This window comes from Streptomyces sp. BBFR102, from assembly GCF_051397025.1.
Taxonomy (GTDB): domain Bacteria; phylum Actinomycetota; class Actinomycetes; order Streptomycetales; family Streptomycetaceae; genus Streptomyces.
This window is the reverse complement of record NZ_CP195757.1, coordinates 2,247,809-2,265,767: the sequence shown is the minus strand read 5'-3', so window position 1 is coordinate 2,265,767 and position 17,959 is coordinate 2,247,809. Positions and strand designations below refer to the sequence as shown.

At 73.3% G+C, this 17,959-nt stretch carries 18 protein-coding genes; 16 read left to right on the top strand and 2 right to left on the bottom strand.

Going from position 1 to position 17,959, the window contains the following annotated elements; genetic code table 11:
- The first annotated feature begins 3 nt into the window (after window positions 1–3).
- The 11 genes from ACSLIC_RS10240 (at window position 4) to ACSLIC_RS10190 (ending at window position 10,884) form a co-directional block, all read left to right on the top strand.
- The gene (locus ACSLIC_RS10240) at window positions 4–1,026 is read left to right on the top strand and encodes a type II secretion system F family protein (protein WP_436740329.1); all 1,023 of its coding nucleotides are present in this window, start codon (window positions 4–6) and stop codon (window positions 1,024–1,026) included.
- Window positions 1,023–1,946: a type II secretion system F family protein gene (locus tag ACSLIC_RS10235; protein WP_436737366.1), complete on the top strand. Its 924-nt coding sequence runs from the start codon at window positions 1,023–1,025 to the stop codon at window positions 1,944–1,946. The genes ACSLIC_RS10240 and ACSLIC_RS10235 overlap by 4 nt, the downstream gene beginning before the upstream one ends.
- 57 nt (window positions 1,947–2,003) lie before the next feature.
- Window positions 2,004–2,252 carry a hypothetical protein gene (locus tag ACSLIC_RS10230; RefSeq protein WP_023418858.1) on the top strand — a complete coding sequence of 83 codons (249 nt, stop codon included), beginning with the start codon at window positions 2,004–2,006 and terminating at the stop codon, window positions 2,250–2,252.
- 186 nt (window positions 2,253–2,438) lie between these two features.
- Window positions 2,439–2,954, top strand: coding sequence for a TadE family protein (locus ACSLIC_RS10225; protein ID WP_436737365.1), 516 nt, complete (start codon window positions 2,439–2,441; stop codon window positions 2,952–2,954).
- Entirely contained in the window at window positions 2,954–3,427 is a 474-nt protein-coding gene (locus ACSLIC_RS10220) for a TadE/TadG family type IV pilus assembly protein (protein WP_436737364.1), read from the top strand. The genes ACSLIC_RS10225 and ACSLIC_RS10220 overlap by 1 nt, the downstream gene beginning before the upstream one ends.
- Before the next feature lie 71 nt (window positions 3,428–3,498).
- The gene (locus ACSLIC_RS10215; RefSeq protein ID WP_436740328.1) at window positions 3,499–4,050 is read left to right on the top strand and encodes a pilus assembly protein TadG-related protein; all 552 of its coding nucleotides are present in this window, start codon (window positions 3,499–3,501) and stop codon (window positions 4,048–4,050) included.
- 354 nt (window positions 4,051–4,404) lie between these two features.
- Window positions 4,405–7,362: a BTAD domain-containing putative transcriptional regulator gene (locus ACSLIC_RS10210; RefSeq protein WP_436737363.1), complete on the top strand. Its 2,958-nt coding sequence runs from the start codon at window positions 4,405–4,407 to the stop codon at window positions 7,360–7,362.
- Entirely contained in the window at window positions 7,359–8,087 is a 729-nt protein-coding gene (locus tag ACSLIC_RS10205; RefSeq protein WP_436737362.1) for a prepilin peptidase, read from the top strand. The genes ACSLIC_RS10210 and ACSLIC_RS10205 overlap by 4 nt, the downstream gene beginning before the upstream one ends.
- A 175-nt stretch (window positions 8,088–8,262) precedes the next feature.
- Window positions 8,263–9,462, top strand: coding sequence for a cyclic dehypoxanthinyl futalosine synthase (mqnC, locus tag ACSLIC_RS10200; protein ID WP_436737361.1), 1,200 nt, complete (start codon window positions 8,263–8,265; stop codon window positions 9,460–9,462).
- Window positions 9,463–9,476: 14 nt separating this feature from the next.
- Window positions 9,477–10,121, top strand: a complete 645-nt coding sequence (locus ACSLIC_RS10195) for a hypothetical protein (protein WP_436737360.1) — start codon at window positions 9,477–9,479, stop codon at window positions 10,119–10,121.
- A gap of 67 nt (window positions 10,122–10,188) precedes the next feature.
- Window positions 10,189–10,884 (top strand): demethylmenaquinone methyltransferase, encoded by a 696-nt coding sequence (locus ACSLIC_RS10190; protein ID WP_436737359.1) that lies wholly within the window; start codon window positions 10,189–10,191, stop codon window positions 10,882–10,884.
- Window positions 10,885–11,194: 310 nt separating this feature from the next.
- Here the strand turns inward: ACSLIC_RS10190 and ACSLIC_RS10185 are convergent, their stop codons facing one another.
- The gene (locus ACSLIC_RS10185; RefSeq protein ID WP_436737358.1) at window positions 11,195–11,701 is read right to left on the bottom strand and encodes a GNAT family N-acetyltransferase; all 507 of its coding nucleotides are present in this window, start codon (window positions 11,699–11,701) and stop codon (window positions 11,195–11,197) included.
- 102 nt (window positions 11,702–11,803) lie between these two features.
- Here ACSLIC_RS10185 and ACSLIC_RS10180 point away from each other — a divergent pair, with 102 nt between their 5' ends.
- Window positions 11,804–13,090: a geranylgeranyl reductase family protein gene (locus ACSLIC_RS10180; RefSeq protein WP_436737357.1), complete on the top strand. Its 1,287-nt coding sequence runs from the start codon at window positions 11,804–11,806 to the stop codon at window positions 13,088–13,090.
- A gap of 102 nt (window positions 13,091–13,192) precedes the next feature.
- Here the strand turns inward: ACSLIC_RS10180 and ACSLIC_RS10175 are convergent, their stop codons facing one another.
- The gene (locus ACSLIC_RS10175; protein WP_436737356.1) at window positions 13,193–13,978 is read right to left on the bottom strand and encodes a C40 family peptidase; all 786 of its coding nucleotides are present in this window, start codon (window positions 13,976–13,978) and stop codon (window positions 13,193–13,195) included.
- Between the two features lie 872 nt (window positions 13,979–14,850).
- Here ACSLIC_RS10175 and ACSLIC_RS10170 point away from each other — a divergent pair.
- The 4 genes from ACSLIC_RS10170 to ACSLIC_RS10155 are packed head-to-tail and all read left to right on the top strand — an operon-like array spanning window position 14,851 to window position 17,947.
- On the top strand, window positions 14,851–15,210 hold the full coding sequence (locus tag ACSLIC_RS10170) for an NADH-quinone oxidoreductase subunit A (protein WP_003948737.1): 360 nt from the start codon (window positions 14,851–14,853) through the stop codon (window positions 15,208–15,210).
- Between the two features lie 51 nt (window positions 15,211–15,261).
- The gene (locus tag ACSLIC_RS10165) at window positions 15,262–15,816 is read left to right on the top strand and encodes a NuoB/complex I 20 kDa subunit family protein (RefSeq protein ID WP_383172645.1); all 555 of its coding nucleotides are present in this window, start codon (window positions 15,262–15,264) and stop codon (window positions 15,814–15,816) included.
- Window positions 15,813–16,568: an NADH-quinone oxidoreductase subunit C gene (locus ACSLIC_RS10160; RefSeq protein WP_436737355.1), complete on the top strand. Its 756-nt coding sequence runs from the start codon at window positions 15,813–15,815 to the stop codon at window positions 16,566–16,568. Before ACSLIC_RS10165 ends, ACSLIC_RS10160 begins: the two co-directional genes overlap by 4 nt.
- Window positions 16,568–17,947: an NADH-quinone oxidoreductase subunit D gene (locus ACSLIC_RS10155; protein WP_436737354.1), complete on the top strand. Its 1,380-nt coding sequence runs from the start codon at window positions 16,568–16,570 to the stop codon at window positions 17,945–17,947. Before ACSLIC_RS10160 ends, ACSLIC_RS10155 begins: the two co-directional genes overlap by 1 nt.
- Window positions 17,948–17,959: the final 12 nt, after the last annotated feature.

The window sequence follows — 17,959 nt, the reverse complement described above, 5'->3', positions numbered from 1 at the left end:
CGCATGAGCCACCCGACCCACCTCGCCGACCCCGCCCTCGCCGCGGGCCTCCTCGACGGCATGGGCGGCCTCTTCTCCCTCCCCGTGCTGTACGCGCTGGGCTGCGGCCTCGCCGTCGGCGGCGGCCTCGCCCTGCTCATCACCGCCGTCCGGGGCCTGCCCGCCAAACCCGAGCACGAGAAGGCCAAGGCCGGTGAACGCGCCGCCGAACTCCTCCGGTTCGCCGGGCAGCGCGGCACGCTCGCGGCCGGCGTCGGCCTGGTCGTGCTGCTGGTCACCCGCTGGGCGGTGGCCGGTATCGCGGCGGGCGTCCTGGTCTTCTTCTGGGACAAGCTCTTCGGCGGCGCCGCCGAGGAACGCGCCGCGATGCGCCGGGTGGAGGCGCTCGCCTCCTGGACCGAGTCGCTGCGCGACACCATCGCCGGAGCCGTCGGCCTCGAACAGGCCATCCCGGCCTCGGCCCGCGCCGCCGCGCCCGTACTCCGTCCGCACCTGGACGCCCTCGTCGACCGGCTGCGCTCGCGCACCCCGCTGCCGGAAGCGCTCCAGCACCTCGCCGACGAGATCGACGACGCCTCGGCCGACATCATCATCGCCGCGCTGATGCTCAACGCCCGGCTGCGCGGCCCCGGTCTGCGGCAGGTCCTCGGGGCGCTCGCCAAGTCCGCGCGCGAGGAGGTCGACATGCGCCAGCGCGTCATGGCGCAGCGCTCCTCGACCCGCCGCTCCGTGCAGATCGTGGTCGCCGTCTCGGTCGCCTTCGTCCTCGGACTCGCCGTCTTCAACCGCGACTTCGTCGCCCCGTACGGCACCCCCGTCGGCCAGGCCGTGCTGGCCTGCGTCTGCGGCCTCTTCGCGCTCGGCTTCTGGTGGCTGCGCAAGCTCTCCACCATCGAGACGCCGGAACGCTTCCTCGTCCGCGACCAGCCCGCCGTCCAGCAGTTCGTCCGGCCCCGCACCCCTGACGCGCCGGGCCAGGCCGCGCCCTACGGGGCCGCCCCCGAACAGGAAGGGACGCGGCGATGAGCCTGACCACGCCGATCCTCATCGGCGCCGTCCTCGGCCTCGGCATCTACGCGCTGGTCCGCGCCCTGATGCCGGCCAAGTCCAGCCCCGTCACCCAGGTCGCCCGCATCGACGCGCTCCGCGCCCGGGGCAGCGCGTACTCCTCGGGGCGCGGCACCGGCGACAGCACGGGCCGCCTGGACACGCTGCGCTCCAAGGTCGGCACGCGCGTCGCCGAGCTGTACTTCCAGCAGGGCTGGGAGCAGCGTTCGCTCCGCGCCGACCTCGCGGTCCTCGACCGGAGCTGGGAGAAGTTCCTCGCCACCAAGGTGCTGCTGGCGGGGGCCGGGCTGTTCTTCGGCCCGTTCCTCTTCGTCATCGTGTGGCGGCTCGGCTTCGGCTCCAGCCCGATCATCCCGGTGTGGATGGCGCTCGCCTTCGCCCTGGTCTTCTTCTTCCTGCCCGACCTGGAGGTCCGCCGGGACGCCGCCGACCGCCGCCGCGACCTGCGGCGGGTCATCGGCGCCTACCTCGACCTGGTCTCCATGAGCCTGGCGGGCGGGCGCGGCCTGCCCGAGGCGCTGATGGCGGCGGCCGAGGTCAGCGACGGCTGGGCCGCCAAGCGCATCCGCAACGCCCTCAACGACGCCCGCATCACCGGGCACAGCCAGTGGCAGGCGCTCGGTGAACTCGGCGAGGAGCTGGGCATCGAGGAGCTGAAGGACCTGGCCGCCTCGCTGGCGCTGGTCGCCGACGACGGCGCCAAGGTCCGCGAGTCGCTGGCCTCCCGCGCGGAGACCATGCGGCACCGCGAGATGGCCGAGATCGAGGGCGCGGCGGGCGAGAAGTCCCAGTCCATGCTCGTCGCCCAGCTCCTGCTCTGCGCCGGCTTCCTGGTCTTCCTGATCTTCCCGGCCGCCATGCGCGTGTTCCAGGTCTGAGCCGTTCCCCGACATCCACCCCGTACGACCCCGACGACCCCACCGAGAGGACTCGCCATGCGATTCGGACGGAGCTTCAGCCACCCCGCCGTCGACTTCCTGATCACCTTCCTCCAGGCGCGCGTCGAGCGCGCCCGCGACGAGGACACCGACCGCGGCGCCTCCGCGGTCGAGTGGGTCATCATCTCCGCAGTCGTCGTCGCCATCGTCGGCGTCGTCGCGGCCATCCTCAACGCCGCCCTCAGCGAGGGCGCCAACAAGGTGGGCGACTGCATCAAGGGCGCCGACGCGGGCAGCACCTGCTGACCCGGCCACCCCTGACCCGGACGTCCCGGGGTCCGGGCCGCCCGCCCGGACCCCCGCCGCCCGCCGGATGAACCCCCGGCGTACGAGGCCGGGCCCCGGACGACCCCGGGCCCGGCCCGGTGCCGACCGACCGTGCCACGAGCCCGCCTGACCCACGAGCCCGCCCGTCCCAGGAGCGCCGAACCCGTGCAGCCCGTACCGAGAAGGCCAGGCCCCCGAGGGGGTGCCAGCGGACCGCGCCGCGCCGTACCCGCGCGCGGCTCGGCCCTGCGCCGGTTCGCCGCCTCGCGGCGGGCGGCGGCCAGGGAGTCGGGCGACAGCGGCATGACGGCCATCGAGTTCGTCTTCCTCACCCCGATCCTCTTCTTCATGATCTTCGCGACGGTCCAGTTCGCGCTGTACTTCTTCGCCGACCACGTCGCCCAGGCCGCGGCCCAGGCCGGGGCACGCAAGGCCCGCGCCACCGCCGACGAGAACCCCGGGGGCTGGCGCGGCGAGGCCCGTACGGTCACCAACGCCTACATCCGGCAGCTCGGGCCGCAACTGGTCGTCAGCCCGGACGTGACGATGCTCCAGCCCGAGGCCGGCATCGTGGGCGTGGAGATCACCGCCCGCATCCCCACCGTCTTCCCCGGGCTCGACCTCACGGTCCACGCCCAGTCGTCCGGGCCGGTGGAACGCTTCGTCGAGGAGGCCGGCTGATGGCTCCGCCGACACCCACGTCCCGGCTCACGGCGCTGGTACGGGACCGCCGCGCGCGGCTCGGCCTCGCCCCGGGCCGCTGCGCCGACGCGGGGATCTCCACCATCGAGGTGGTCATCCTCGCCCCGGTGATGATCCTCTTCCTCCTCGTCCTGGTCGCCTTCGGCCAACTGGTGGACGGGCGCGGAGCGTTGGACGGGGCGGCCCGGGACGCCGCCCGCGCCGGGTCGATCCAGAAGGACCACGGCACCGCCCTCGCCGAGGCCAGGCGGGCCGCCGAGGCCGACCTCGCCGACGTCTGCACCGGCCCGGTCAGCGTCCGGCAGACCAGCGCCGGCTTCGAGCCGGACACCCTGTTCACCGTCGAGGTCAGCTGCCAGATCCGGGGGCTCGCCATGATCGGCGTCAACGTGCCCACCACGCTCACGGCGAGCTTCAGCTCGCCCCTGGACCCGTTCCGGAGGACGGCGTGACGCTCCCCGCGCGGCTGCGTGCCGCCGTACGCCCCGGGCCTGTCCGGCGGATCTTCGTGGGCCCGCGACGCCTGGCACCCACTCTCGCCGTACGCCCGGATCACCCGAGTACGTCCCGTACGAGGGAGTTCCGGGCGCGCGCCGAGAGCACGCACCGGACGCCGCAGGCTGTTCCACGAAGATCTGCCGGACAAGCCCGGGGCCGGCTCGACGACCGGGGCTCCGGAGCCGGGGCCGTCATCGTCTTCGCCCTCGTCTTCCTCGCCCTGGCCGCTTTCGTCATCGACGGCGGACTCTCCATCTCCAAGCGCGAACGGGCCGCGGACATCGCCGAACAGGCCGCCCGCTACGCCGCCCAGGACATCGACCGCGAGGCGCTCTACCAGGACGAGGGCGGGGCCGCGCCCATCAACTACGCCAACTGCGGCGCGCGCGTGCGCGAGTTCGCCGCCGAGATGGGCATGAACGGCGCCGACATCGCCGCCAGCGGCTGCGTGGCCGCCTCCGTCGACCAGGTCGAGGTCGAGATCCAGCTCACCTACGACCCGGTGTTCACGGGGATGTTCTACGGCGGGGCCGTCACGGTGAAGGGCCGCTCGCTGGCGGAGAACGCGGTGGGGTGAGCCCGACGGGGCCACCCGCCGAGCGGCACCTCGGCCCGGGCGGACCTCCGCCAGGCCGGCGTTCGAGGCCCTCGTGAACCGTCAGCACCGAACCGAAGCCCGGCCACGCATCAGCCCGGGCGGCGCTTGAGGCCATCAGTGACCGCCACGGCCGACAGGGAAGCAGGCACCGCCGGAGCCCGGCCACGACGAACCCCTGGCGGGAACCCTCGCCGGAGAGCGGAAATCCCGCGGGCCCCCGCCCGCACCCCTTCGACAGGTCCATGCCGACTAAGTAGGCTCAGGCCGAACCCACCCGACCCCGTACGACAGGCGGCCGAGCCCGCCCCCGTACCCGTCCTCAGGACTGTGCCCATGGCCCGCCGCACTCCCAACAGCTCGACGCGGCCGACGCGTTCGACGCGACAGCCGCAGCCCCAGCCGCTGCCCCGGACGCGGCGGACCTTCGGCGACTTCGCCAAGGCGGTGCTCGCCTTCCTGGCGCTGGCCGTGCTCGTGGTCGGTGTGCCGCTGGCGCTCGCCTCGGTGATCGGCTGGCCGTTGCCGACCGAGGCGCCGTCGCTGGACATGCTCCAGCAGGAGATCACGGTGGACACGTTCCTGAACGTGCTCGCGGTCGTGGTGTGGTTCGCCTGGGCGCAGTTCACCGCCTGTGTCCTGGTCGAGGTGAAGGCGGCGCTCTCCGGCGTGGGGCTGCCCTCCCGGGTGCCGGGGGCCGGGCCGAGCCAGGCGCTGGCCCGTCAACTGGTGGCGGCGGTCCTGCTGTTGGGCGCGACCGCGGCCAGCTTCTCGCCGGGGCTGGGGCAGCTCGGCCAGCAGCTGGAAGGGCATCAGCAGCCTGTCGCGGCTGCCGCCCAGCAGACCCCGGGCCTCTTCGGCCAGGACCGGGCCGCCGCCGAGTCGGCCGCCTCCGCCGTCGCCGAACAGGCGGGCGCGCAGGCGGAGCAGGCCGCCGCCAAGCCGAGTGCGGCCAAGGGCGACACGAAGTACTACCGCATCCAGCCGCCCGAGGGCCGCCACCACGACTCCCTGTGGGAGATATCGGAGCGCCACCTCGGCGACGGCCGCCGCTACCACGAGATCTACGAGCTCAACAAGGACCGTGAGCAGCCCGACGGTTCGCGGCTCTCCGAGGCCAGCCTCATCCGGCCGGGCTGGATCATGGAGATGCCCGCCGACGCCACCGGCGGCGAACTGGTCGAGATGCCCGACGAGGCCCCCAAGGTCTCCGAGGAGGTCCGCGAGCAGATCACCGACTACGCCAAGTCCGGTGAGTCCGGCGCCGAGGGCGGCGGGGCCGCGCAGGAGCAGAAGCCGGACACCGGCGACACCGGCGACCAGGACCGCGACACCCAGCAGATCTCCGTCCCGGCCGAACGCCCCGCGGAGCGGCCCCAGGTGGCCGCCCCGGCGGCCGAGGGCTCCTCGTTCGGCCTCCCCGAGGCCCTGGTCACCGCACCGCTGCTCGCCGCCGGCCTCCTCGGCGCCCTCGGCCGCCGCCGCCGGGCCGCGCTGTGGCAGTCCGCGATGAGCGCCGCCGGCGGTCGCCGGGGCATGGAGCCGCCGGTACCGGCCGGCTCCGCCGCCGACGTCCAGGACGCCCTGCTGATCGGCGCCGACCCCGAGGGCGTCCGCCTCCTGGACCGCTCCCTGCGCGGCCTCGCCGCCTCGCTCGCCGACGAGTCGCGCCCGCTGCCCACCGTGTACGCGGCCTGGCTCAGCGACGGCGACCTCCACCTCCAGCTCGCCCAGCCCGCCGGCGAGCCGCCCGCGCCGTGGCAGACCGGGCAGGACGAGACGTTCTGGATGCTCGCCCGCGCCGACGGCGAGCGGTACGGGGACGGCGACGCCGCCGCGCCCTTCCCCGGGCTGGTCTCGCTCGGCACCCTCGACGACTCGCGGCTCCTGCTCAACCTGGAGGCGGTCCCCGGCATCGTCTCGCTGAGCGGCGCCACCGCCGACCGGGACGCCGTCTTCGCCTCGGTCGCCGCCGAACTGGCCACCAGCGGCTGGTCGGACCGGATGACCGTCACCCTGGTCGGCTTCGGCGAGGAGCTGACCGCCATCGCCCCGACCAGGCTGCGCCACCTCGACGGGGTCCCCGCCCTGCTGGAGACCATGGAGGCCGAGACGCGCCAGCGCCGGGGCGCGCTCGGCACCGCCGGCCACGACTCGGTCCTCACCGGCCGTACCGGCCCCGCCCAGCACACCCGCTGGGCCCCGCACCTGGTCCTCGTGGCCGCCGAGCCCACCGCCGAGCAGGCCACCCGCCTCGCCGAACTGGCCGCCGACGCCCCGCGCCTCGGCTTCGGCTACCTCATCGGCACCGGGGGCGGCGAACTCCCCGGCGCCGCCTGGGAGATGGAGATCACTCCGGAGGGCCGCCTGCTCGCCCCGCTGCTCGGCCTGGAACTGGACGCCCAGCGCGTCGAGGCCGCCGAACAGCGCGCCCTGGTCGACCTGTTCACCACCGCCGACCCGGACCACGAGCCCGAGCCGGGCGCCGCGCCGCCGCCGTTCCTGGTCGACGTCACCGAGCAGGGCCGCCCCGCCGTCTACGCCCGCATGGTCGGCCCGTACGAGATCATCGGCATCGACGCCCCCGACGACGCCCGCTCCGTCCTGCTCCACGAGGCGCTGGCCCAGCTCCTGCTGCACCGCGAAGGCGTCCACGTACGGGTCCTCGCCTCGGCGCTGTGGCCGCGCGGCGTCACCGAGGACGTGCGGGACGCCCTGGTGGACCGGCTGCACGACTGGCTCGGCACCGACGAGGACGGCACCCCGCGCCTGACCACCGACGCGGCGGGCCGCCTCCTCCTGGCCAAGTCGGTCGTCTCCGACCTCGACGTGCTCCGCTCGCTGTACCACGAGGCCACCCAGGGCCGTGGCGCCGGCGACCGGGCCGTGCGGGGCCGCGCCCTCACCGACGCGCTCGGACTGGTCCGTGGCCCGCTCCTCGCCGACCGGCCCGAGGGGCGGTACGGCTGGCTCTCGCACGAGATCGTCGACGCCCAACTCCCGCTCCTCGTCGCCGACATCGGCCTCGCCCTCGCCGCCTTCCACCTGGAGAAGGACCGCGCGGGCAAGGCGATCGAGGCGCTGGAGCGCGCCCTGTCCACCGCCCTCGAGGACGAGCGCCTCTGGAACGAACTGCTCCGCGCCACCCACGCGAGCGGTGACACCGAGGCCCTCGCCCGCCGCGCCGCCGACCTGGTGGCCCGCAGCGGCGCCCGGGGCGTGCCCCCGCGCACCGAGGCGCTCCTCGACGAACTGCTCCCCGCCTGGCGCGACACCGCGTCCGCCGCCGGGTGACCGCCCCGCTCTGGCTCGCCCCGCTCGCCGCCCTCTGGGGCGCCCTCTGGGGCGCGCTGCTGCCCCGCGCCGCGTACCGCTTCGCCGCCCCGGCGGGCGAGGAGTGGCACACCGCCTGCCCCGACGGCCACCCGCTCGGCGGCTGGCTGGGCAGGCCGGACTGCCCCGACTGCGGTACGCCCCTGGGCCGGCGGGCGCTCCCCGTCCCCCTGACCGCCGCCCTCTGCGCCGCCCTCGCCCTCACCACCGGGCCGCGTCCCGAACTGGCCGTCTGGCTGCTCGCGGCCCCCGTCGGCCTGCTCCTCGCCGTGGTCGACCTGCGCGTCATGCGGCTGCCCGACCCGCTGACCCTGCCGCTCGCCGCCGGGGTCCTCGCCCTGCTGGGGGTGGCCACCGCCCTGCCGGGTGCCGCCGGCTCCTGGCTCGACGCCCTGTACGGCCTGCTCGCCCTCGGCGGCGGCGCCTTCGTCCTCTTCCTGATCAACCCGGACGGCTTCGCCTTCGGGGACGTGAAACTCTGCCTCGCCCTCGGCGCCGCCCTCGGCTGGTACGGCCTCGGTGCCGTCTTCCTCGGCGCCTTCGCGGGGCTGCTCGTCGGCGCGGTCCACGGCCTCTTCCTGGTCCTGGCGAAGGGCGCGGGCCGCCGCACCGCCTTCGCCTTCGGCCCGAGCCTGCTGGCGGGGGCGTACGGGGTGCTGCTGGTGGCGGGAGCGGCGGCGGCGTGAGCCCGTTCCGGGGGCGGAGCGCGAGAGCGCGCCTCCGACGGCGGAGGCGCCCCGGACGCGAGCGGGGCGGCTCGGGGGACATGCCCACCAGCGCCCCGGAGGGGGGCGAAGCGCGCGGGAGGGGAGAGCGTAGGCTGACGGGGACCAGTTCCCCGCGCCGAGAGGTGTCAGCCGCGTGACCGAGAAGGCCGACCTCCAGTCCGTCCTCGACCGTGCCGCGGCGGGCGGCCGCATCACCCCCGAGGAGGCGGTGGCGCTCTACCGGGACGCCCCGCTGCACGCCCTCGGCGCCGCCGCCGACGCGGTGCGCCGCCGCCGGTACGCCGGTACGGAGCACATCGCGACGTACATCATCGAGCGGAACATCAACTACACCAACGTCTGCGTCACCGCCTGCCGCTTCTGCGCGTTCTACGCCGCGCCGAAGGACACCGCGAAGGGCTGGACCCGCGACCTCGACGACATCCTGCGCCGCTGCGCGGAGACGGTCGAGCTGGGCGGCACGCAGATCATGTTCCAGGGCGGGCACCACCCCGACTTCGGCGTGGAGTACTACGAGGAGCACTTCGCCGCGATCAAGAAGGAGTTCCCCCAGCTGGTGATCCACTCGCTGGGTGCCTCCGAGGTCGAGCACATGGCGCGGATCTCCAAGACCACCGTCGAGGACGCCATCGAGCGCATCCACGCCGCCGGTCTGGACTCCTTCGCGGGCGCCGGCGCCGAGCTGCTGCCGGCCCGCCCCCGCAAGGCCATCGCCCCGCTCAAGGAGTCCGGCGAGCGCTGGCTGGAGATCATGGAGACCGCCCACCGGCTGGGCGTCGAGTCGACCTCGACCATGCTCATGGGCACCGGCGAGACCAACGCCGAGCGCATCGAGCACCTGCGGATGATCCGCGACTCGCAGGACCGCACCGGCGGCTTCCGCGCCTTCATCCCGTACACCTACCAGCCGGAGAACAACCACCTGAAGGGGCGCACGCAGGCGACCCTCTTCGAGTACCTGCGGATGATCGCCATCGCGCGGATCTTCCTCGACAACGTCGCGCACATCCAGGGCTCCTGGCTGACCACCGGCAAGGAGGTCGGCCAGTTGTCGCTGCACTACGGCGCCGACGACCTCGGGTCGATCATGCTGGAGGAGAACGTGGTCTCCTCGGCCGGGGCCAAGCACCGCTCCAACCGCCTGGAGATCATCGACCTGATCCGCAAGGCCGGCCGTGTCCCCGCCCAGCGCGCCACCACCTACGAGCACCTCGTCGTCCACGACGACCCGGCGAACGACCCCGTCGACGACCGTGTGGCCTCGCACATCTCCTCCATCGCCATCGACGGCGGCACCGCCCACCCCGAACTGAAGCTGCTCGCCCCCAACTGAGCCGAGCCGCCCCCGTGCTGACCCTCCACACCGCCCCGCTGCTGCTGCCGCCCGGCGCCGACCCGCTCCCGGACGGCGCCGTACTGGTCCAGGGCGAGGCGGTGCTGGCCCTCGGTGGCCGCGCGGAACTGGCCGCCGCTCACCCCGGCGCCCGTACCCGCGCCTGGCCCGGCCTGCTCACCGCCGGCCTCACCCACGGCCGGGCCACGCCCCTGCTGGAGACGGCCTACCACCCGGACCCGCGTGAGTACGACCAACTCGGCGACGCCCCGCTCACCGGCGCCGCCCTCGCCCGGCTCGCCCCCGACCGCACCCGCTGGGCGGGCAGCGCGCGGCGCGGCGTCCAGCGGCTGCTGCGGTACGGCGTGACCCGGGTGGCCGGGCCCGTCACCGACCCCGCGGTGCGCTCGGCGCTGGCCCGGTCCGGGGTCACCGTCGTCCCCGGACCGGGACCGGCCACGGCTCCGGGGGAGGGCGCGCCGCCCTTCGACCCGTTCGCGGGCGGCCACGACGCCCTGTCCAGGGCGCCGCTCGCCCCCGGCGTCCGGGCCGACCTCGCCGCCTTCGACGTACCCGACGCGGCGGCCCTGCGGGACGGGGGCGCGAGTGCCTGCGTGGCGACCGTGCTGGCCGGGCGGCTGGTGCACCGGGCCCGCTGAGCGGGGCTCGGCGCGCCGGGAGCGGCCCGGCCCCGGGAGGTGCGGCGGCCGGAGGCACAATGGCGGGGTGACGCGTGCATCTCTGGACAAGCAGCCGCAGGAAGTCGCCTCGATGTTCGATGACGTGGCGGCCCATTACGACCTGACCAACGACGTGCTGTCGCTCGGCCAGGCCCGTCGGTGGCGGAAGGAGGTGGCCCGCGCCGTCGACGCCCGGCCCGCGCAGAAGATCCTCGACCTGGCGGCCGGCACCGCGACCTCCTCGCAGCCCTTCGCCCGCGCCGGGGCGTACGTCGTGCCCTGCGACTTCTCGCTCGGCATGCTCCAGGTCGGCAAGGCGCGCCACCCCTGGATGCCGTTCACGGCCGGTGACGCGATGCGGCTGCCGTTCCGCGACGACACCTTCGACGCCGTGACGATCTCCTTCGGCCTGCGCAACGTCCAGGACACCTCGGCCGCCCTCGCCGAGCTGTACCGGGTGACCAAGCCCGGCGGCCGGGTCGTCATCTGCGAGTTCTCCCAGCCGACCTGGGCGCCGTTCCGGTCGGTCTACACCGAGTACCTGATGCGCGCCCTGCCGCCGGTGGCCCGGGCCGTCTCCTCCAACCCGGACGCGTACGTCTACCTCGCCGAGTCGATCCGCGCCTGGCCCGACCAGCCGGCGCTGGCCGCCCTGCTCCAGAAGGCCGGCTGGGCCGAGGTCGCCTGGCGCGACCTGACCGGCGGGATCGTCGCCCTGCACCGGGGCTTCAAGGCAGCCTGAGCCGGGCCGGGCCGCCCTTCCGGCCACTCCAGGGCCTGGGCGCCAGGTAGTGCCCGCGCCGGTCACCGACCGGCCCCGGGCGCCGGCCGGGCTGCCGGGTTCGCGGTCTCCCCGGGACCCCGGCCGACCACGACGGCGAACCCCTGTAGCCCGGCCGGCGTTCGAGGCCGTCAGTGACCCGCAGGGGCGAGGCCGGCGGACCGAGGCGGAGCCCAGCCACGACCCAGCCACGACCCAGCCGGGCCGGCGCTCGGACGCCGAAGGCAGCGGCGCCGGGGCGGCCACGGCCGTCGGCCGCCCCGGCGCCCGGTCAGAGCTTGAGCCGGTAGCAGTGGCCCTTGCGGCCCGAGGGGGTGCGGAACTCCTCGGGCTCACCCATCCCCAGCCGCCGGGCCACCGCCGAGGAGCGGTGGTTCTCCGCGTCCACCAGGGCCACCACCTCGTCGACCCCGGCGGCACGCACCCGCTCCAGGGTCTCGCGGGCGGCGGCGGTCACGTACCCCCGGCCCCAGGCGGAACGCGTCAGTCGCCAGCCGATCTCGATCTTGCCGACGGCGGGGCTCCAGTCGTGCGGCCAGGGCTGGGCGCCGGTGAAGCCCAGCACCTCGCCCCCGGCGTCGGTCAGGGTCCAGAAGCAGAAGCCGTGTTCGGCGTCGTGGCGGCGCTGGCGGGCGGTCATCTCCTCGTAGACGGAACGCTCGGCGGACCGGCCGCCGAGGAACGCCATGACCTCGGGGTCGTCGAACGCCCGGTGCCAGGCGTAGGCGTCCTCCTCGGTGGGGACGCGCAGGCCGATGGCGGGCGGAGGGTTGGTCATCTTCGGTGCGGCCCTTCGGTTCGGTGACGGGTGCCGCTGCATAGACTGCCCCTGTCCCGTGCCGGACGGCACCCGATAACCCAGCCCCGGGGAGAGCCAGCAGTGAACGAGCCCCGCACCGAACAGACCGCGGACGTCATCGTCGTCGGCGCCGGACCGGCCGGCTCGGCGACCGCCTACCACCTGGCCAAGGCCGGACTCGACGTCCTGCTGCTGGAGAAGACGGCCTTCCCGCGCGAGAAGGTCTGCGGTGACGGCCTCACCCCGCGCGCCACCAAGCAGCTGGTGGCGATGGGCATCGACATCTCCGAAGAGGCGGGCTGGCTGCGGAACAAGGGCCTGCGCATCATCGGCGGCGGCCACCGCCTCCAGCTCGACTGGCCGGATCTCGCCTCCTTCCCGGACTACGGACTGGTCCGCAAGCGCGACGACTTCGACGAGCAACTGGCCCGCCAGGCGCAGAAGGCCGGTGCCCGCCTGCACGAGCGGTGCAACGTCAGCGCCCCCCTCACCGACCCGCGCACCGGCCGCATCACCGGCGTCGAGGCCAAGCTCGGCGAGGAGAAGACCCCGGTCACCTTCCACGCCCCGCTGGTCGTCGCCGCCGACGGCAACTCCACCCGCCTCTCCCTCGCCATGGGCCTGCACCGGCGCGAGGACCGCCCGATGGGCGTCGCCGTCCGCACGTACTTCACCTCGCCCCGCCACGACGACGACTACCTGGAGTCCTGGCTGGAGCTGTGGGACAAGCGCGGCCCCGGCCCGGACCGGCTGCTGCCCGGCTACGGCTGGGTCTTCGGCATGGGCGACGGCACCTCCAACGTCGGCCTCGGCGTCCTCAACACCTCCACCTCCTTCAAGGAGCTGGACTGGCGCGAGGTGCTGAAGGCGTGGACCGCCTCGATGCCCGAGGAGTGGGGCTACACCGAGGAGAACATGACGGGCCCGATCCGCGGCGCCGCCCTCCCGATGGCCTTCAACCGCCAGCCGCACTACACCAAGGGCCTGCTGCTGGTCGGCGACGCGGGCGGCCTGGTCAACCCGTTCAACGGCGAGGGCATCGCCTACGCCATGGAGTCCGGCCAGATCGCCGCCGACGTCATCGTCCAGGCCCACGCCCGCTCCACCCCGGCCCAGCGCGAGCGCGCCCTGCTCGGCTACCCGAAGGTGCTCAAGGAGACCTACGGCGGCTACTACTCGCTGGGCCGCGCCTTCGTGAAGCTCATCGGCAACCCGAAGGTCATGAAGCTCGCCACCGAACGCGGCCTGACCCACCCGGTCCTGATGCGCTTCACCCTCAAGATGCTGGCCAACCTCACCGACCCGGCCGGCGGCGACGCGATGGACCGCGTCATCAACGGCCTGACGAAGGTGGCGCCGAAGGCGTAGGGCCGGGCGCGGGGTGCGCCTGCGTACACACGGCGGACGGCCCGCCTCCCCCAAGAGGGGAGGCGGGCCGTCGCGTGTCCGGGGGCGGGGGTACCGCTCAGCTCACAGGACGCGGACCGCGCCGGAGGCCGGGTAACCGGAGAGGTCCTGGATGACGACGCCCTTGGAGGGGTTGGCGGCGTCGAGGTACTTGCCGTCGCCGATGTAGACGCCGGTGTGGTACGCCGAGCCCTGGCCACCCCAGTAGAGGATGTCGCCGACCTGGAGGTTGGCGGTGCCGACCTGGGTGCCGGCGGTCGACTGCGCCTGCGAGGTGCGCGGGAGGTCCACGCCGACCTGCTTGAAGGCGGCCTGCACGAGACCGGAGCAGTCCCAGGAGTTGGGGCCGGTGCCGCCCATGACGTAGGCGTCGCCGACCTGCGCCTGGAGGAAGGCGACGACCGTGGCGACGGAGCCGGAGGCCGGGGCCGGGACGTCCTGGCTGGGTGCGGAGGCACCGGAGCCCGAGGACGAGGTGGTGGCGGCGGTCCGCACACCGGACAGGTCGGTGCGCTCGGCGCCGCGGGCCGCACGCTCGGCGGTGGCGGCACGCTCGGCGGCCTGCTTCTCGGCGGCGGCCTCGGCCTTCTTCTCGGCCGCGTGCTGCGCCTTCTCGGCGTCCTTCACGGCCTTCTCGGCCGCGCGCTGCTGCTCGGCGCGGTACTGGTAACCGTCGGCGGCCTGCTGGGTCGCCTCGGCGGACAGGGCCACCTTCGAGGTGAGGGCGGCGGTCAGCATGGGCATTTCGATGGTCTCGGTGACCGGCTCGGCGGCCGTGGCGGCGTTGGCGCTGCCGGCGACCGCGATGGTGCTGAGGACGCCACCGGCGACTCCGGCTCGCAGCGCCATGGTCGACGTGCTGCGGCGGCGGGGCTTCCGGTGGCTGCGTATGGGAGCGGAGTGGGGCATGGGACAACCGCTACCAGGGTCGTCCGGTTACCCACAAGAAACGTGGGGTGCGCCACAGCTGTCCGTTTTGCCCGCCGAACGAGCGGCGTACGGGCCCTTATTGACGCCACAACGGGCATAACGGGCCGTCGTGATCATGCGCGTGATCACTGGTTTTCCGCGTTACGCCCGAATTGCCCACCGCATACCACCGCAGTGGCCGGATGGCCAAGCCCCGGAGTCGGTCGCCCGGCGGCGACGTGGCGCAGGTCACGGAACGGTCACCGCGTCAGCCGCGTCCCGCGCGCTCGTGAACGTGTGCACGCGCGCCGGTGCGCAGGGGGTGCCGGGCCCCCCTCGGGGCACTGATGGAGACCCGGTGGTGAGGAGTCCGCTTTTGGCCGGTGCGTCCCGACCCGGCGGGAGCATGTGGTTCCGCTTGCGCGGGGCCGGATGGGCGGCCTGTTCCTATATCAAGCCACGGTGTCCATCGCAAAGTTGCTCTACGCGGACGATCTTGCTAGCGAAACCCCCTCCCACCTGCTCCGATGATCGAAGATGTCACGTCTGGTGATCACTCGGGTGCTTCACGTGTGAACATCACCGCTCATCCGACTTCATGATCCTTCGTCAGGTGGTGGAGATCACAAAGACGTTGGTGCCCCCGTGTCGCAGATCACAGGACGGCAGGCATAGGATGCGGGGCAGTTGGGCTTGTGAACTGCCTCACATGTTCGCGATCTTCGTGGGCGTGCCGGGGCGGATCAGGCGGAATCGCCGAGGGGCCCACGTCGCCGAATGCAGTCAGTGCCGACTGAGAGGAGCGAGGAGCGGTGAACGCGTATGCGCCCATCCTCGTACTGGGAGCCCTGGGGGCGGCCTTCGCGGTCTTCTCCGTGGTCATGGCCACCCTGATCGGACCGAAGCGGTACAACCGGGCCAAGCTCGAAGCCTACGAATGCGGCATCGAGCCGACCCCGACTCCGGCCGGCGGTGGGCGATTTCCCATCAAGTACTACCTGACGGCGATGCTCTTCATCGTCTTCGACATCGAGATCGTCTTCCTTTACCCCTGGGCCGTGAGCTTCGACGCCCTGGGGCTTTTCGGGCTCGTCGAGATGCTCCTCTTCGTGCTCACCGTCTTCGTCGCCTACGCCTACGTCTGGCGCCGCGGCGGCCTGGAATGGGACTGAACCGCACGCCCACGAGGGATCACGAGGGATAGAGGGGTCTGAGAGCCACCCATGGGACTCGAAGAGAAACTTCCGAGCGGCTTCCTGCTCACCACCGTCGAACAGGCCGCGGGCTGGGTACGCAAGTCGTCCATGTTCCCGGCCACGTTCGGCCTCGCCTGCTGCGCCATCGAGATGATGACCACCGGCGCCGGCCGCTACGACCTGGCCCGCTTCGGCATGGAGGTCTTCCGCGGCTCGCCGCGCCAGGCGGATCTGATGATCGTCGCCGGACGGGTCAGCCAGAAGATGGCGCCCGTACTGCGCCAGGTCTACGACCAGATGCCCAACCCCAAGTGGGTCATCTCGATGGGCGTCTGCGCGTCCTCGGGCGGCATGTTCAACAACTACGCGATCGTCCAGGGCGTCGACCACATCGTCCCCGTCGACATCTACCTGCCGGGCTGCCCGCCGCGCCCCGAGATGCTGGTCGACGCGATCGTCAAGCTCCACCAGAAGGTGCAGGGCTCCAAGCTCGGCGTCAACAAGGAGGAAGCGGCCCGCGAGGCGGAGGAAGCCGCCCTCAAGGCGCTGCCCACCATCGAGATGAAGGGGCTGCTGCGGTGAGCGACACCCACCAGGACCCCGAGGAGCCGCGCGAGGAGCCCGCGCTCCCGGCCGCCCGCCGCGAGGGCGGCGACGCCATCGGCGTGCGCCGGGGCATGTTCGGCTCCCAGGACACCGGCGACACCAGCGGCTACGGCGGCCTCGTCCGCACCGTCTCGCTGCCCGGCCCGGCCACCCGCCCCTACGGCGGCCCGCGTTCGCGCGAGGGGTACGGCGTCTTCGACGAGATCGCCGACGAACTCGAAGGCGCCCTCGACGAGCAGGGCCTGCTCCCGGAGAACGCCATCGACCGCACCGTGGTCGACCGGGGCGAACTCACCTTCCACATCGAGCGCGAGCACCTGCCGCGCGTCGCCCGCACCCTGCGGGACGACCCGGCGCTCCGCTTCGAACTGTGCACCGGGGTGAGCGCCGTGCACTACCCCGAGGACAAGGGACGCGAGCTGCACGCCGTCTACCACCTGCGCTCGATCACCCACAACCGGCTGATCCGCCTGGAGGTCGCGGCCCCCGACGCGGACCCGCACGTTCCCTCGCTGGTCTCCGTCTACCCGACCAACGACTGGCACGAGCGCGAGGCGTACGACTTCTTCGGCCTCGTCTTCGACGGCCACCCCGCGCTGACCCGGCTGATGATGCCCGACGACTGGCAGGGCCACCCGCAGCGCAAGGACTACCCGCTCGGCGGCATCGCCGTCGAGTACAAGGGCGCCCAGATCCCGGCTCCCGACCAGCGGAGGTCGTACAGCTGATGAGTACTTCCCACCCCCGGCAGGAGGCCGGGCACCGAGCCGCCGCCGAGGACGACGCGGTCGGCTACTCGGCCGGGCGCGAGACCACCGAGGGCACCGTCTACACGGTGACCGGCGGCGACTGGGACGAGATCGCCGAGGCCGCGGCCACGTCCGACGACGAGCGCATCATCGTCAACATGGGCCCCCAGCACCCGTCCACCCACGGCGTGCTGCGGCTGATCCTGGAGATCGACGGCGAGACCGTCACCGAGGCCCGCTGCGGAATCGGCTACCTGCACACCGGCATCGAGAAGAACCTCGAATACCGGACCTGGACGCAGGGCACCACCTTCGTCACCCGCATGGACTACCTGACCCCCTTCTACAACGAGGCCGCCTACTGCCTCGGCGTGGAGAAACTCCTAGGCATCGAGGACCAGGTACCCGACCGCGCCTCGGTGATCCGCGTCCTGCTGATGGAGCTGAACCGCCTCTCCTCGCACCTGGTGGCCATCGCCACCGGCGGCATGGAGCTGGGCGCCACCACCATCATGATCTACGGCTTCCGCGACCGCGAAGTGGTCCTGGACCTCTTCGAGTTGATCACCGGCCTGCGGATGAACCACGCGTTCATCCGCCCCGGCGGCCTCGCCCAGGACCTCCCGCCCGGCGCCCTCGACCAGGTCCGCGAGGGGGTGAAGACGCTCCGAGAGAACATCGACGAGTACGACAAACTCGCCACCGGGAACCCGCTGTTCCAGGGCCGCATGAAGGGCATCGGGTACCTGGACCTGGCCGGCTGCATGGCGCTCGGCATCACCGGGCCCGTCCTGCGCTCCACCGGGCTCCCGCACGACCTGCGCAAGACCGACCCGTACTGCGGCTACGAGACGTACGACTTCGAGGTGCCGACCGCCGACACCTGCGACTCCTACGGGCGGTTCCTCATCCGGCTCGCCGAGATGCGCGAGTCGCTGAAGATCGTCGAGCAGTGCCTCGACCGGCTCCGTGAGCCCGGCCAGGTGATGGTCTCCGACAAGAAGATCGCCTGGCCCGCACAGCTCGCGCTCGGTCCGGACGGCCTCGGCAACTCCCTCGACCACATCAAGAAGATCATGGGCACCTCGATGGAGTCCCTGATCCACCACTTCAAGCTGGTCACCGAGGGCTTCCGGGTCCCGCCGGGACAGGCGTACGCCGCCGTCGAGTCCCCCAAGGGCGAACTGGGCGCGCACGTCGTCTCCGACGGCACCACCCGCCCCTACCGGGTCCACTTCCGCGACCCGTCCTTCACCAACCTCCAGGCCGTGGCGGCCATGTGCGAAGGCGGCCAGGTCGCCGACGTCATCGTCGCCGTCGCGTCCATCGACCCCGTGATGGGAGGCGTCGACCGGTGACCGCCACACCGC